Below are 13,301 nucleotides of genomic sequence, written 5' to 3'. Positions count from 1 at the left end.
TCGATTGAGCAATAACGTTCCGACGAGCGTCTACAGTTGGACATAAGGGTCGGTGCAAGTCAGATCGCGCAAAGGTCTGGCTGCCGACTATAAGAAGAGGGGGTGGGTGGATTGTCCTTGGACAAACACCGCGCAAAGCGCAGGAAACAGCGGGCTTCGAGCAGTACGACCCGGACACTGGCAAATATTGCTGGCCGACGTACGGCACTTTTTGGCGCTCGGGCTAGTCTTAGCGTGGATCGCGGTGACGGACGTCACTTCACCTGTCTACGCTATCCTTGTGCGAGACTCACGCAGGAATCCAGCGCAATATGAATGTCCTGATCGTTGATGACGAACCACTGGCTCGCGAGCGCCTCAGCCGAATGGTGAGCGAGCTCGAGGGTTACACAGTCCTGGAGCCCAGCGCCACGAATGGCGAAGAGGCGTTGGTGCTGATCGACAGCCACAAACCGGATATCGTGCTTATCGATATCCGCATGCCGGGCCTGGATGGCCTGCAGGTTGCTGCCCGTCTGTGCGAGCGCGAAACACCACCGGCCGTGGTGTTTTGCACCAGTCCCGATGAATTTGCCGTGGAAGCCCTGCAGGCCAGCGCCGTGGGCTATGTGGTGAAACCCGTGCGAACCGAACACCTGCATGACGCCCTGAAAAGGGCTGAGCGTCCCAACCGGACGCAACTCTCGGCCCTGACCCGCCCCGCCGCCGAAAGCGGCAATGGCCCGCGCAGTCACATCAGCGCCCGTACCCGCAAAGGCATTGAACTGATCCCGCTGGATCAGGTGGTCTACTTCATTGCCGACCACAAATACGTGACCTTGCGCCATGAAACCGGCGAAGTGCTGCTGGACGAACCGCTCAAGGCTCTGGAAGACGAATTCGGTGAACGCTTCGTGCGCATCCACCGCAACGCGCTGGTCGCCCGCGACCGCATCGAACGTCTGCAACGCACGCCGCTGGGACATTTCCAGCTGTTCCTCAAAGGCCTCAATGGTGACGCGTTGATTGTCAGCCGTCGGCATGTGGCGGGTGTGCGCAAAATGATGCAGGGCCTTTAACCCGGTCATTCCGGGTTGCTTTCATCTCGTTACCAGGCATTGCAGGCCAGGGAGGCCACGCCGTTTCTGATTCAAGTCAAAGTGGATTTGGCTGAGCTGTTATTATCCGCCGTATCTATTCAGTACGGATTGATCCATGTCCTCTCGCGAAATCCGCATCGCCACCCGTAAAAGTGCGCTGGCCCTCTGGCAGGCCGAATACGTCAAAGCCCGTCTGGAAGCGGCCCATCCGGGTCTGCTGGTGACGCTGGTGCCCATGGTCAGTCGCGGCGACAAGTTGCTCGATTCGCCGCTATCGAAAATTGGCGGCAAGGGCCTGTTCGTCAAGGAACTGGAAACCGCACTGCTGGAAAACGAAGCCGACATCGCCGTCCACTCGATGAAAGACGTGCCGATGGACTTCCCCGAAGGCCTTGGCCTGTTTTGCATCTGCGAGCGCGAAGATCCGCGTGATGCCTTCGTTTCCAATACCTACCCTAGCCTTGAGGCATTGCCGGCCGGCAGCATCGTCGGCACCTCCAGCCTGCGTCGTCAGGCGCAGTTGCTGACTCGCCGCCCGGATCTGGAAATCCGCTTCCTGCGTGGCAACGTCAACACCCGTCTGGCCAAGCTCGATGCCGGCGAGTACGACGCGATCATCCTCGCCGCAGCCGGTCTGATCCGTCTCGGTTTCGAAGACCGTATCACCTCGGCCATCAGCGTCGATGACAGCCTGCCGGCCGGTGGCCAGGGCGCAGTCGGTATCGAATGCCGCAGCGTCGACAGTGAAATCCACGCCTTGCTGGCTCCTCTGCATCATGCGGACACGTCCTCGCGCGTCACGGCTGAACGCGCCCTCAACAAGCATTTGAATGGCGGCTGCCAAGTGCCAATCGCTTGCTACGCCGTACTCGAAGGCGAGCAATTGTGGCTGCGTGGTCTGGTGGGCGAGCCGAGTGGCGGCCGACTGATCAGCGCCGAAGCCCGAGCTCCGCGCGCCGATGCCGAAGCGCTGGGTGTGAAGGTTGCCGAAGATTTGCTCAGCCAGGGCGCTGAAGAAATTCTCAAGGCAGTTTACGGCGAGGCAGGCCACGAGTGACCGGTTGGCGCCTGCTGCTGACGCGCCCTGCGGACGACTGTGCGGCGCTCGCCGAAACGTTGGCCGGGCAGGGGATTTTCAGCAGTTGCCTGCCGCTTTTGGAAATTGCACCGTTGCCGGTCTCTGACAAAATACGTCAGGCGATTACACGGCTGCCCGGTTGCAGCGCCGTGATCGTGGTGAGCAAACCGGCGGCACGCATTGCGGTGGATCTGCTCAAGGCTCATGGCTTGCAGTCACTGGCGAACCCTTGGTTCAGCGTCGGTGCAGCGACGGCGCAGATTCTCAAGGATCATGGTCTCGACGTGAGCTTCCCGGTCGAGGGTGATGACAGCGAGGCGTTGCTGCAGTTGTCGCGTCTGCGTGAGGCGGTGGCCCGGCCCGGTGCGCAAGTGTTGATCCTGCGCGGGGAGGGCGGTCGCGAGCTGCTCGCCGAGCGCCTGCGTGAGCTTGGTGCTAGTGTCGAGTATCTGGAATTGTATCGACGCGACCTGCCAGCTTATGCGCCGCAAACATTGCCGCGGCGGATCGAAGCGGAACGCTTGAACGGGCTGGTGGTCAGCAGTGGACAGGGTTTCGAGCACCTGCGTCAGATGGCCGGCGATGCCTGGCCTGTGATTGCGCAGTTGCCGTTGTTTGTACCAAGCCCGAGGGTCGCCGAGCAGGCACGTGCCGCCGGGGCCCAAACAGTTGTGGATTGCCGCGGCGCGAGTGCCGCGGCTTTGCTGACGGCGTTACGGGAGCAACCCGTGCCCGTTTTCTAATGCAAAGGATGGATACGTGAGCGAAACAGCCTTGCCTAAAGATGACGTCCAACCTGTGATTGATGCTCAGGTTGAAACTCCACCGCCGGCCAAAGAGCCGCGCCGAGGCAATGGACTGGCCATTGTCGCCCTGTTGCTCGGCGCTGCCGGCGTGGCGATCGGTGGCTGGGGTGCCTGGCAGGTGCGTCACCTGCAGACCAACACCGCACAACAGTCGGGTCAGGTGCAGGCGTTGAACGATCAGGCGCAGAGCCTGAAGCTCAACGAACAGCGCCTGACCGAGCGCCTCGCGCAGTTGCCGGGGGCCGACGAGCTCGCCGATCGCCAGCGTCTGGTGACGCAGCTTCAGGGCGATCAGCAGCGCCTCAATCAACGTCTGGAAACCGTCCTCGGCGCCAGCCGCAAGGACTGGCGACTGGCTGAGGCCGAACATCTGCTGCGTTTGGCCAGTCTGCGCCTTTCGGCCTTGCAGGACATCAGCAGCGCCCAGGCCCTGGTGCAAGGCGCTGACGAAATCCTTCGCGAACAGAACGACCCCGGCTCGTTCGCTGCACGTGAACAAGTGGCGAAAACCCTGGTCGCGCTGCGCAGCACCGCGCAGCCTGATCGCACCGGGTTGTTCCTGCGCCTGGGCGCCTTGCGTGATCAGGTTATTGACCTCACCGAACTGGCGCCGGAATACAAGGATCGCGGCGAGTCGCTGCTCGGCCTGACTGCCGATGGTGACGGCGCCAGTCGTTGGGCGCAGTGGTGGGATCAGGTCTCGCGTTACATTCGTATCGATTTCAACGCGGACAAGAATGTGAAGCCGCTGTTGGCCGGACAGAGTCTGAGCCAAGTGCGTCTGGCCTTGAGTCTGGCGCTGGAGCAGGCGCAGTGGGCGGCCCTCAATGGCCAGGCGGCGGTGTACACCCAGGCAATGGCCGAGGCGCGCGACGTCCTGAAAGGCAATTTCAATCCGGACAATCCGCAAAGCAAAGTGATGCTGGAACAAGTCGGCGAGCTGAGCAAGGAACCGGTCACCGTCAACACCCCGGATTTGACCGGCACGTTGAGTGCGGTTCAGGCCTATCTGGAACGGCGTAATGTCAATGCCGAAGAGTCGGTGAAACCTTTCGCCAAACCTGCCGCCAACACCGCGCAGGAGGCCACGCCATGAAACGCCTCTATGTGATCGTGTTTCTGGTGATAGCCGCGACGGCGGCATTGGGCCTGGCGATTGCCGAGCATTCCGGTTACGTGCTGGTTGCTTACAAGTCCTTCCGTTACGAGTCGAGCCTGTGGGCGACTCTGGCGCTGATCGCGATGCTGTGGCTGCTGATCTGGGGCATCAAGGCTTTGGTCGAGCTGGTCATGGCCTCCAGCGGCGTGGTCAATCCATGGTCGCGGCGCAACCGCAGTCGCCGGGTGCAGGTGGCCATCGAGCATGGTCAGTTGGACTTGGCTGAAGGTCGTTGGGCCAGCGCCCAGCGTCATCTATATCGAGCCGCTGAGGCCGAACGCCAACCGCTGCTGTATTACCTCGGCGCTGCCCGCGCGGCGAACGAACAAGGCAATTACGAGGAATCCGATCATCTGCTCGAGCGAGCGCTGGAGCGTCAGCCGCAGGCAGAGCTGGCGATTGCCTTGAGCCACGCACAATTGCAGACCGATCGTGGCGACACCGACGGTGCGCTAGTGACTTTGCAGGCGATGCACGAGCGTCATCCACATAATGTGCAGACGCTGCGCCAGTTGCAGCGTCTGTATCAGCAGCGCGGCGAATGGTCTGCGGTGATTCGTTTGTTGCCCGAACTGCGCAAGGACAAAGTCCTGCCACCTGCCGAACTGGCTGAGCTTGAGCGTCGTGCCTGGGGTGAAAACCTTTCACTGGCTGCACAGCGCGAAGAGGACGGCACAGTCGGCTTGCAGTCGCTCAACCGGGCATGGCAACAGCTCACCTCGGCGCAACGTCAGGAGCCGCCGCTGGTGTTGGCCTATGCCGAGCAACTGCGCCAGCTGGGTGCTCAGGTCGAGGCGGAAGAAGTGCTGCGTACCGCTCTCAAACGCAAGTACGACAGCCATCTGGCGCGTCTTTATGGTTTAGTGCGCGGCATTGATCCGGCACGCCAGCTGCAAATCGCCGAAGGCTGGCTCAAGGATCATCCGCACGATCCGAGCCTGCTCCTGACGTTGGGGCGTCTGTGTCTGCAAGCCAGCCTGTGGGGCAAGGCGCGGGACTATCTTGAAAACAGCCTGCGCGTGCAGCGCAATCCGGAAGCTTGTGCGGAACTGGCGCGCTTGCTCGCACAACTGGGCGATACCGAGCGCAGCAATCAGTTGTTTCAGGAAGGTCTGGGTCTGCTCGATGAGCGCCTTTTGGCCGCGCCGCTGCCGGTTCCGGCTCACGTTTGAAGTCGCGAGGGAGGTTGCTCCCTCGCTCACTTTTGGTGACCCTAAATTCAACTTCAGTGAGTGCTAAGGGCAAAGTCCTACAGCGGACTACACCAATTCCTCTCGAACCTGTCGGGTTTTCCCTACACCTCTGGTGAACTGTCGGCAGGGTGTCGCCTTGAAAGGCTGACACGCTTTCCTCTACCGTAACCGCCTGTCTCTACTGTTACGGAAAAGCCATGTCGTTGGCCTGCTCACGCTCCTTGTTCTTCATGGCTTTCACTGCGGGAGCCTTTGCTCTGGGAGCTTCCTATTATCTTGAATACGTGGTCGGCCTTACGCCGTGCAGTCTCTGCCTGGTGCAGCGGCTGTTCCTGACGTTGCTGTCGGCATTTTGCGGTCTGGCGGCGATCCACGGACCCAAACGTGTCGGCCTTTCGCTTTACTGGCTGCTTGCGCTGCTGACGAGCCTCGGCGGCACCACGGCGGCCTGGCGGCAGGTGCTGATACAAAGCGATCCGGTGCTGCAACTGTTGAATTGCTCACCGGCGCCCGAGACGCTGTTCAGCGGCTTTCCGTGGCTCTGCGCGCTGCAAAGGATGTCTAACGGTGGCGCAGACTGCGCGGAAATTTCCTGGACGCTGTTCGATCTGAGTGTCCCGGAGTGGAGTCTGTTGTTCTTTGTCGCGGTGTCGATTCTTGCCATTTATCAATTGTTGCGCCTGGGCTGGGGCGCTCTGCAGCGACCGCTCAGCGGCGAAGCGTCGCACTCAGCGCTGGTCCGGGATTAAACACTTGTATGAACTTTATCTCCTGCGTACCTTGAAGCCATAGGCGTGCGGGCATAATCTGGCCCGCACGTGTCATTGGATTTATGTTGCTCGATGACGCTCTGCCCGACCGTCCCCCAAGCCAAAACCAGAGGCGGGACGCGGGTGTAGAGCAGCATGACCCACAAGGGAAGAGAGATCGCCATGCTCGAAAGTTGTCAGAATGCTCAGGAACGTTGGGGTGGAGTTCATCTGCTGATCGACCGCTGGTTGCAAGAGCGGCATGAACTGGTTCGGGCCTATGATGCTCTTGGTGCGAAACCTGAGAAGTTGAGCGAGAACCGCAAGCCCTTGCAGGAATTCTGCGGTGTGCTGGTCGACTACGTATCAGCCGGGCACTTCGAAATCTACGAACAACTGACCGGTGAAGCCAAGGCGTTCAACGACAAGCGCGGCCTTGAATTGGCCGAGACAATTTATCCGCGCATCGATGTCATCACCGAAAAACTCCTCGCGTTCAACGACCTTTGCGACGAAGGCAAATGCGTTGCGGAGAAATTCAAGGAACTCGGTGGCCTGCTTCACGAACGTTTTGAACTGGAAGACTGCCTGATTGAAGTGCTGCATACGGCACACAAGGAAGAAGATTCGGTTGAGGCCTGACTGACGCTTTCAACAAAAAACGGTGCGCTCAGGCGCACCGTTTTTTTATGCCTGATCAACTCGTCGCGCCACGTAATTCGACTTCAAAAACCAACGGTGTGAACGGTGCGATCAGGTCGCCGGCACCGTCGGCGCCATAAGCCTGATCCGATGGAATCACCAGTCGCCATTTCGCACCCACCGGCATATTTTGCAGCGCGGTGCGCCAACCGGCGATCACGCTGTCGAGGTTGAACCATTGCGGCTGAGTGTTCTGATCGAACACGGTGCCGTCCGGCAAACGACCGATGTACAACACCTGGACTTTTCCATCAGGGCCTGCCTTGGCGCCGGTGCCTGGCGTCAGCTCGGTGAGCAGGATGCCGTCGGCCAGTTGCTTCACTCCCGGTTTGGCTTTTTCAGCCGTCAGGAAACGCTGCTCGTTTTCCATCGCGGCGTCGCTCGAAGGCATCGCGGCGTGCTCGGCATTTTGCGATTCATGGTCGGCCAGAATCTGTTCGATGCGCGCCTCACTCAGCGCCAGCGGCTTGCCTTGATAGGCCTGCTGCAAACCTTCTACCAGTGCCTGGATCTGCAACTGCGGGACTTCCTGACGCAAGCGTTCGCCCAGGCTGGCACCGAGACTATAGGCCAGATCATGAGCGTCGTTCGCCGTGGTTTTTTCGTCGGCGTGGGCCGCTGAAAAAATCACGCAGAGGGATAAAAAAAGGTAGCGCGACATGGGCACTCTCCGTCCTGAATTGCGGTGGATTATGCCAGCGCGAACGTCTGTAACGGTGAACTGCTTTTGACTTGTTGAAGAACATTTTCACTTCGTTGCAACGCAACGGTTTCGATACTGTCAAGATGACCTAGCGGCGGTAACTGCAGAGGTCTAGTATGAGCCGCACTCACGTCAGCCAGGAGGTAAACCATGTCGGCCACCAAGAAGCCTGTAAACACTCCGTTGCACTTACTCCAACAACTCTCGGGCAGCTTGCTCGAGCATCTGGAAAACGCTTGCTCCCAAGCCTTGGCTGATGCTGAAAAACTGCTCGCCAAACTGGAAAAGCAACGCGGCAAGGCGCAAGAAAAACTGCACAAATCCCGCACCAAATTGCAGGACGCAGCTGCCGCCGGCAAAGCCAAGGCACAGACCAAAGCCAAAGGCGCGGTGAAAGAACTTGAAGACCTGCTCGATGCGCTGAAAGAGCGTCAGTCCGACACTCGCAGCTACATTCTGCAACTCAAGCGCGATGCCCAGGAAAGCCTGAAACTGGCCCAGGGTGTTGGTCGTGTCCAGGAAGCAGTGGGCAAAGTATTGTCGTCCCGCTCGGCCAAACCAGCGGCGGCACCTGCCAAGAAAGCCGCAGCCAAACCTGCTGCAGCCAAGGCGCCGGCGAAAACCGCTGCTGCAAAACCAGCCGCTAAAGCCGCCGCAAAACCAGTGGCCAAAGCGCCCGTGAAAGCTGCAGCAAAACCCGCTGCCAAGCCTGCGGCAAAAAAACCGGCTGCGGCGAGCGCTGCGAAACCGGCGGCTAAAACCACTGCGGCAAAACCTGCTGCCGCCAAAACTGCTGCGGCAAAACCCGCTGCAAAAACAGCCGCAGTCAAAGCGACTCCAGCGAAAACCGCAGCTGCAAAACCGGCCGCTAAAACCGCAGTGAAACCAGCCGCTAAAACTGCCGCTGCAAAACCTGCCGCCAAGTCCGCCGCCAAACCAGTTGCTGCTAAAGCGGCTGCAAAACCAGCTGCCAAAGTCGCCGCAAAACCAGCTGCCAAGCCTGCTGCAAAACCTGCAGTGAAAGCCGCCGCCAAGCCTGCTGCTAAACCAGCAGTCAAGCCAGTCGCTAAACCGGCCGCCGCTGCCAAACCTGCTGCCGCAAAACCGGCTGCCAAGCCCGCAGCAAAACCAGCTGCCAAACCAGCCGCTGCCAAACCGGCCACCGCGACAGCTGCCAAGCCTGCCGCACCGGCAACCTCGGCCTCGCCAGCAGCACCTGCGCCAGCTGCCACTACCTCGACCTCTACGACTGCGCCAACGCCAGCCGCTGCGTCGAGCGTCACCAGCAACCCGACCAGCGCTTCCTAAGTACCGGTCGCCGCGATGCGCAGCACTTGCAGCGCATCGCGGTTCGGGCTGGCTCTTGGGCCTGCCAGCGCCTCCAGCCATGCCATCGACCCCGATACATTGCGCGCCCACATCTGCGCAATCCCCTCCAGCCGTGACAACAACGCACGCTCAGCCTCAAGCTCCAGCGCCTTGACTTGGTCACGCATGCCTTTCAACACCGCATCTTCCATAGCCCCCGCCTTCCATTGCATGCGCAGTGCACGCAACGGCTGCACGACCTCGATATCCCAAGGCTCGGTCAACGCCTGAAGCTGTTGCACGCGCTGTTGATCGCAGGCCACGCCGCGTTGTTCCAGCCATAAACCGCACAGCAGCAGGCACACATTGGCCCCCGCCGTTTGCAGTTGCAGGCAGGCGTCTTCCACGCCCGGGCGGGCGTAGGTGGCAAGGGAAAAGCTCCACAGGTCAGAGGACATCGTGCTACTCGCGCCAGTTGTGAGCGAAGCTGGTAGACTCCGCCGCCATTATGATCCGACTTCAGAACCTGACTTTACAGCGTGGCCCGCAACGTCTGCTAGAAGACGCCGAGCTGACCCTGCACGCCGGCCACAAAGCCGGCCTCATCGGTGCCAACGGCGCCGGCAAATCCAGCCTGTTTGCCTTGCTGCGCGGCGAGTTGCACCCCGATTCGGGCGATTGCCTGCTTCCGGCTGACTGGCGGATCGCGCACATGCGTCAGGAGGTCGATACCCTCGAGCGCCTGGCGGTCGACTATGTGCTCGATGGCGACCTGCGTCTACGTGAGGTGCAACGCGACCTTGCAGTGGCCGAAGCGGCCCATGACGGCGTGGCGCTGGCTCGCCTGCACGCCGAACTCGACAGCGCTGACGGCTACACCGCCGACGCGCGGGCGCGCAAGTTGCTCGCCGGTCTGGGTTTCACCAATGAGCAGATGGATCGCCAGGTAGGAGATTTCTCCGGTGGATGGCGGATGCGTCTGAATCTGGCGCAGGCATTGATGTGCCCATCGGACTTGCTGCTGCTCGACGAACCGACCAACCACTTGGACCTCGACGCCATCATCTGGCTCGAAGAGTGGCTGAAGAGCTATCCGGGCACCTTGCTGCTGATTTCCCACGACCGCGATTTCCTCGACGAAGTCGTCGACCATGTTGCCCACGTCGATCAACGCAAAATCACCCTGTATCGGGGCGGCTACACCGCGTTCGAACGCGCCCGTGCCGAGCGTCTGGCCCAGCAGCAACAGGCCTACGAGAAGCAACAGGCGCAGCGTGCGCACATGGAAAGCTACATCGCCCGCTTCAAGGCTCAGGCCACCAAGGCCCGTCAGGCCCAGAGCCGGATCAAGGCGCTGGAGCGCATGGAAGAGTTGTCGGCGGCTCACGTCGATTCGCCGTTCGACTTCGTGTTCCGCGAGTCGACGAAGATTTCCAGCACGTTGATTGATTTGTCCGATGCGAACCTGGGCTACGGCGACCGAACCGTGCTGGAGAAGGTCAAGCTGCAACTGACCCCCGGCGCGCGGATCGGTCTGCTCGGGCCCAACGGTGCGGGTAAATCGACGCTGATCAAGAACCTCGCCGGTGAGCTGCAACCGCTGGCCGGTCGCCTGACCCGAGGCGAGAACACCGTGGTCGGCTACTTCGCCCAGCATCAACTCGACTCACTGGACTCCAAGGCCAGCCCGTTGCTGCACTTGCAGCGTCTGGCGCCGACCGAGCGTGAGCAGACCCTGCGTGACTTCCTCGGTGGTTTCGACTTCCGTGGCGCGCGGCTCGACGAGCCGGTACTGAATTTCTCCGGTGGCGAGAAGGCGCGTCTGGCCCTGGCGTTGATCGCCTGGGAGCGGCCGAACCTGTTGCTGCTCGACGAACCGACCAACCACCTCGATCTGGAAATGCGCCTGGCGCTGACCATGGCGTTGCAGGAGTTCAGTGGCGCGGTTCTCGTGGTCTCTCACGATCGTCACTTGCTCAAGAGCACCACCGACAACTTCTATCTGGTCGCCGACGGCAAGGTCGAAGAATTCGACGGCGACCTCGAAGACTATGCGCGTTGGCTGGTGGAATACCGTCAACGCAATGCGCCGGTCAGCAACACCCCGGTGAACCCGGACAAAACCGACAAGAAGGCTCAGCGTCAGGCCGCTGCTGCGTTGCGTCAGCAACTGGCACCGCACAAGCGTGAAGCCGACAAGCTTGAAGCCGAACTGGGCAAGCTCCACGAAAAACTGGCCAAGGTCGATGCCAGTCTCGGCGACAGCGAAATCTACGAGCCGGCACGCAAGAACGAGTTGCGTGATCTGCTGGCCGAGCAGGCCAAGCTGAAAGTGCGCGAAGCGGAACTTGAAGAGGCGTGGATGGAAGCCCTCGAAATGCTGGAAAGCATGCAGGCGGAGCTGGAGGCGTTGTCCTGATGGAAGCGTTCAAGCTGCCGCTGCCCGCCATGTGGGTCGAGCCGATCTGGCTTGGCGTGCAGATTCTGCTGATCCTGCTGGCCGGTTACATTGCCCAGCGCTTTGTCGCCAAATGCCTGACCCGTCTGGGCGAGCGTTACCCGTTTCCGCCGCAACTGCTGATGCCGCTGCGTGGCGTGTTGCGCTGGCTGATCATGGGCAGTGCGGTGATCTTTGTCCTGCAGCGCCTCGGCGTCTCGGCCACGGTGCTGTGGACCGCGCTGTCGGGTTTCGTCGCGGTGGCGGCGGTGGCGTTCTTCGCGATGTGGAGTGTGCTGTCGAATCTGCTCTGCGCGATTCTGATCTTCACCGTCGGGCCGTTTCGCCTCGGTGATGTGGTCGAGTTGGTCGACACCACCGACAAGCCCGGCGTCAAAGGACGGGTGGTGGCGATCAATCTGCTCTACACCACGTTGATCGAAGCTGAAGAACTGGGCACCGGCAGCGCGATGGTGCAGGTGCCGAACAGCTTGTTCTTCCAGCGTTCGGTGCGGCGTTGGCGGGGGACTGATGTGTTCCCTTCGAGCGGTTTCGAGAAGTAAGGCTTTTCAAGATCAATAGATCGCATTAGCTTGGACGTCTGTCACGAGTCAGAGTCGAGGTGTGCGATGGAGCTACAAACATGGCTGGCGTTCTTCGCCGCCTGCTGGGTGATCAGTCTTTCCCCGGGCGCTGGCGCCATTGCGTCGATGTCCAGCGGTCTGCAATACGGCTTCTGGCGTGGTTACTGGAATGCCCTGGGCCTGCAAATCGGCCTGGCCGTGCAGATCGCGATTGTCGGCGCCGGTGTCGGCGCGATTCTTACCGCTTCGGCCACTGCGTTCCATGCGATCAAATGGTTTGGTGTGGCCTATCTGGTGTATCTGGCGATCAAGCAATGGCGCGCGCTGCCCATGGACATGAGCGATGACGCAGCGGTGCGGCCGATCGGCAAGCCGTTGGCGCTGGTCTTCCGCGGTTTTCTGGTGAATATCAGCAACCCCAAGGCATTGGTGTTCATGCTGGCGGTGCTGCCGCAGTTCATCAATCCCCACGCGCCGCTGCTGATCCAGTATCTGGTGATCGGCGCGACCATGATCTTTGTCGACCTGATTGTCATGGCTGGCTATACCGGCCTGGCGTCGAAAGTGCTGCGCCTGTTGCGCACGCCAACACAGCAGAAACGCATGAACCGCACGTTTGCAGGGCTGTTCATCGGTGCGGCGGCGTTTATGGCGACGTTGCGTAAAGCGGCGGTATAAACCCCGCAGGCACAAAAAAGGCGACCTCCTGAGGTCGCCTTTTTTATGCGCAACTCCCACGCAGAGCGTGGGAATGATGCTTAGCGCAGAATCACCGGCGCGGTATCGCGCGGCAGGTTGTTACGCTGCTGCGGCTCGTGCGGCTGCTCGTAACCGCCGCCTCCGAGCTGTTGGCTCAGTTGTCCGGCCACGTCCTCACCCAGCGCCTTCGACACCTCGCGCACCACCCGTGGGCGGTTCAGCGAGATCTTGATGTCGCGGTGGTTCACCAACTTGGTGTCCTGCGCTTCACCCATCGCCGTGAAGGCCGACGTGATTTCGAAGGTCTTGGTGTTGATCAGGCTGAAGTCCGCCACCAGCGTCAGGCCCAGTACCGCCGAATAGCTGTCGGTGTGCGCCAGCTCGTTCATGTCCTGGGTGAAGTCGATGTCTGACACGGTGCCAAACAGAACATAGTCGGCACCCTTGAAGTTGCCGGCCTTGATCCGCTTGATCACGTCGTAGATGTCACCCTTGGACGACGCGGTGTACGGCGTGCCCTGCACCAGCTGGAACATACCGGTACGCAGAATTTCACCCTTGATGTCGCCGGTGAATTTGCGCAGCTCGGTCTGCTCGATGTAGCTGGTGGTCGCTTCGATCTCGTTATAGCTCGAAGAACCGCTGGAGCTGTAGTAACCCTCGCGATAATTGTTCTGCGCCGAAACGATGTGGATGTATTGCTCCACACGTTCCTGATACGCCAGATCCGTCACCGCGACTTTCGGGGCCGCTTGCGCGCCAAACGCGCAAGCCAGGGCCATCATGCCAATCCATGTGCGCATC

14 protein-coding genes are annotated in these 13,301 nt (G+C 60.6%); 11 read left to right on the top strand and 3 right to left on the bottom strand.

The window, feature by feature from the left end; genetic code table 11:
- The first annotated feature begins 311 nt into the window (after window positions 1-311).
- The 7 genes from IAI51_RS09570 to rsd all read left to right on the top strand — a co-directional run bounded on the left by IAI51_RS09570 (window position 312) and on the right by rsd (window position 6,706).
- Window positions 312-1,058 (top strand): LytR/AlgR family response regulator transcription factor, encoded by a 747-nt coding sequence (locus IAI51_RS09570; protein ID WP_187678245.1) that lies wholly within the window; start codon window positions 312-314, stop codon window positions 1,056-1,058.
- A gap of 136 nt (window positions 1,059-1,194) precedes the next feature.
- Window positions 1,195-2,136: a hydroxymethylbilane synthase gene (hemC, locus tag IAI51_RS09565; RefSeq protein WP_187678244.1), complete on the top strand. Its 942-nt coding sequence runs from the start codon at window positions 1,195-1,197 to the stop codon at window positions 2,134-2,136.
- Entirely contained in the window at window positions 2,133-2,900 is a 768-nt protein-coding gene (locus IAI51_RS09560) for a uroporphyrinogen-III synthase (RefSeq protein WP_187678243.1), read from the top strand. Before hemC ends, IAI51_RS09560 begins: the two co-directional genes overlap by 4 nt.
- 16 nt (window positions 2,901-2,916) lie before the next feature.
- Window positions 2,917-4,059 (top strand): uroporphyrinogen-III C-methyltransferase, encoded by a 1,143-nt coding sequence (locus IAI51_RS09555; RefSeq protein WP_187678242.1) that lies wholly within the window; start codon window positions 2,917-2,919, stop codon window positions 4,057-4,059.
- Window positions 4,056-5,294: a heme biosynthesis protein HemY gene (locus IAI51_RS09550; protein WP_187678241.1), complete on the top strand. Its 1,239-nt coding sequence runs from the start codon at window positions 4,056-4,058 to the stop codon at window positions 5,292-5,294. The genes IAI51_RS09555 and IAI51_RS09550 overlap by 4 nt, the downstream gene beginning before the upstream one ends.
- A gap of 218 nt (window positions 5,295-5,512) precedes the next feature.
- Window positions 5,513-6,064 carry a disulfide bond formation protein B gene (locus IAI51_RS09545; RefSeq protein ID WP_187678240.1) on the top strand — a complete coding sequence of 184 codons (552 nt, stop codon included), beginning with the start codon at window positions 5,513-5,515 and terminating at the stop codon, window positions 6,062-6,064.
- 183 nt (window positions 6,065-6,247) lie between these two features.
- On the top strand, window positions 6,248-6,706 hold the full coding sequence (gene rsd / locus IAI51_RS09540) for a sigma D regulator (protein ID WP_187678287.1): 459 nt from the start codon (window positions 6,248-6,250) through the stop codon (window positions 6,704-6,706).
- 55 nt (window positions 6,707-6,761) lie between these two features.
- Here rsd and IAI51_RS09535 read toward each other — a convergent pair whose 3' ends face one another.
- On the bottom strand, window positions 6,762-7,427 hold the full coding sequence (locus IAI51_RS09535) for an FKBP-type peptidyl-prolyl cis-trans isomerase (protein WP_187678239.1): 666 nt from the start codon (window positions 7,425-7,427) through the stop codon (window positions 6,762-6,764).
- Window positions 7,428-7,619: 192 nt separating this feature from the next.
- Between IAI51_RS09535 and IAI51_RS09530 the strand changes: the two genes are divergently transcribed.
- Entirely contained in the window at window positions 7,620-8,777 is a 1,158-nt protein-coding gene (locus IAI51_RS09530; RefSeq protein ID WP_187678238.1) for an AlgP family protein, read from the top strand.
- On the opposite strand, the gene IAI51_RS09525 is transcribed toward IAI51_RS09530, so the two are convergent.
- The gene (locus IAI51_RS09525; protein WP_187678237.1) at window positions 8,774-9,235 is read right to left on the bottom strand and encodes a TIGR02444 family protein; all 462 of its coding nucleotides are present in this window, start codon (window positions 9,233-9,235) and stop codon (window positions 8,774-8,776) included. The genes IAI51_RS09530 and IAI51_RS09525 overlap by 4 nt on opposite strands.
- A 50-nt stretch (window positions 9,236-9,285) precedes the next feature.
- Between IAI51_RS09525 and IAI51_RS09520 the strand changes: the two genes are divergently transcribed.
- The 3 genes from IAI51_RS09520 to IAI51_RS09510 all read left to right on the top strand — a co-directional run bounded on the left by IAI51_RS09520 (window position 9,286) and on the right by IAI51_RS09510 (window position 12,476).
- Window positions 9,286-11,196 carry an ATP-binding cassette domain-containing protein gene (locus IAI51_RS09520; RefSeq protein ID WP_187678236.1) on the top strand — a complete coding sequence of 637 codons (1,911 nt, stop codon included), beginning with the start codon at window positions 9,286-9,288 and terminating at the stop codon, window positions 11,194-11,196.
- Entirely contained in the window at window positions 11,196-11,777 is a 582-nt protein-coding gene (locus IAI51_RS09515; protein WP_187678235.1) for a mechanosensitive ion channel family protein, read from the top strand. The genes IAI51_RS09520 and IAI51_RS09515 overlap by 1 nt, the downstream gene beginning before the upstream one ends.
- A 66-nt stretch (window positions 11,778-11,843) precedes the next feature.
- Window positions 11,844-12,476 carry a LysE family transporter gene (locus IAI51_RS09510; RefSeq protein WP_187678234.1) on the top strand — a complete coding sequence of 211 codons (633 nt, stop codon included), beginning with the start codon at window positions 11,844-11,846 and terminating at the stop codon, window positions 12,474-12,476.
- Between the two features lie 80 nt (window positions 12,477-12,556).
- On the opposite strand, the gene IAI51_RS09505 is transcribed toward IAI51_RS09510, so the two are convergent.
- Window positions 12,557-13,300, bottom strand: coding sequence for a penicillin-binding protein activator LpoB (locus tag IAI51_RS09505; RefSeq protein WP_187678233.1), 744 nt, complete (start codon window positions 13,298-13,300; stop codon window positions 12,557-12,559).
- Window position 13,301 lies beyond the last annotated feature (1 nt).

This window comes from Pseudomonas sp. N40(2020) (assembly GCF_014472415.1).
Taxonomy (GTDB): domain Bacteria; phylum Pseudomonadota; class Gammaproteobacteria; order Pseudomonadales; family Pseudomonadaceae; genus Aquipseudomonas.
Note: the sequence above shows the minus strand (reverse complement) of the source record. Positions and strands in the feature narration are given on the sequence as shown.

Coding starts and splice junctions, on each gene's coding strand:
- IAI51_RS09570 (WP_187678245.1), top strand. CDS start 312: ATGAATGTCCTGATCGTTGATGACGAACCACTGGCTCGCGAGCGCCTC.
- hemC (WP_187678244.1), top strand. CDS start 1,195: ATGTCCTCTCGCGAAATCCGCATCGCCACCCGTAAAAGTGCGCTGGCC.
- IAI51_RS09550 (WP_187678241.1), top strand. CDS start 4,056: ATGAAACGCCTCTATGTGATCGTGTTTCTGGTGATAGCCGCGACGGCG.
- IAI51_RS09545 (WP_187678240.1), top strand. CDS start 5,513: ATGTCGTTGGCCTGCTCACGCTCCTTGTTCTTCATGGCTTTCACTGCG.
- rsd (WP_187678287.1), top strand. CDS start 6,248: ATGCTCGAAAGTTGTCAGAATGCTCAGGAACGTTGGGGTGGAGTTCAT.
- IAI51_RS09535 (WP_187678239.1), bottom strand. CDS start 7,427: ATGTCGCGCTACCTTTTTTTATCCCTCTGCGTGATTTTTTCAGCGGCC.
- IAI51_RS09530 (WP_187678238.1), top strand. CDS start 7,620: ATGTCGGCCACCAAGAAGCCTGTAAACACTCCGTTGCACTTACTCCAA.
- IAI51_RS09525 (WP_187678237.1), bottom strand. CDS start 9,235: ATGTCCTCTGACCTGTGGAGCTTTTCCCTTGCCACCTACGCCCGCCCG.
- IAI51_RS09520 (WP_187678236.1), top strand. CDS start 9,286: ATGATCCGACTTCAGAACCTGACTTTACAGCGTGGCCCGCAACGTCTG.
- IAI51_RS09515 (WP_187678235.1), top strand. CDS start 11,196: ATGGAAGCGTTCAAGCTGCCGCTGCCCGCCATGTGGGTCGAGCCGATC.
- IAI51_RS09510 (WP_187678234.1), top strand. CDS start 11,844: ATGGAGCTACAAACATGGCTGGCGTTCTTCGCCGCCTGCTGGGTGATC.
- IAI51_RS09505 (WP_187678233.1), bottom strand. CDS start 13,300: ATGCGCACATGGATTGGCATGATGGCCCTGGCTTGCGCGTTTGGCGCG.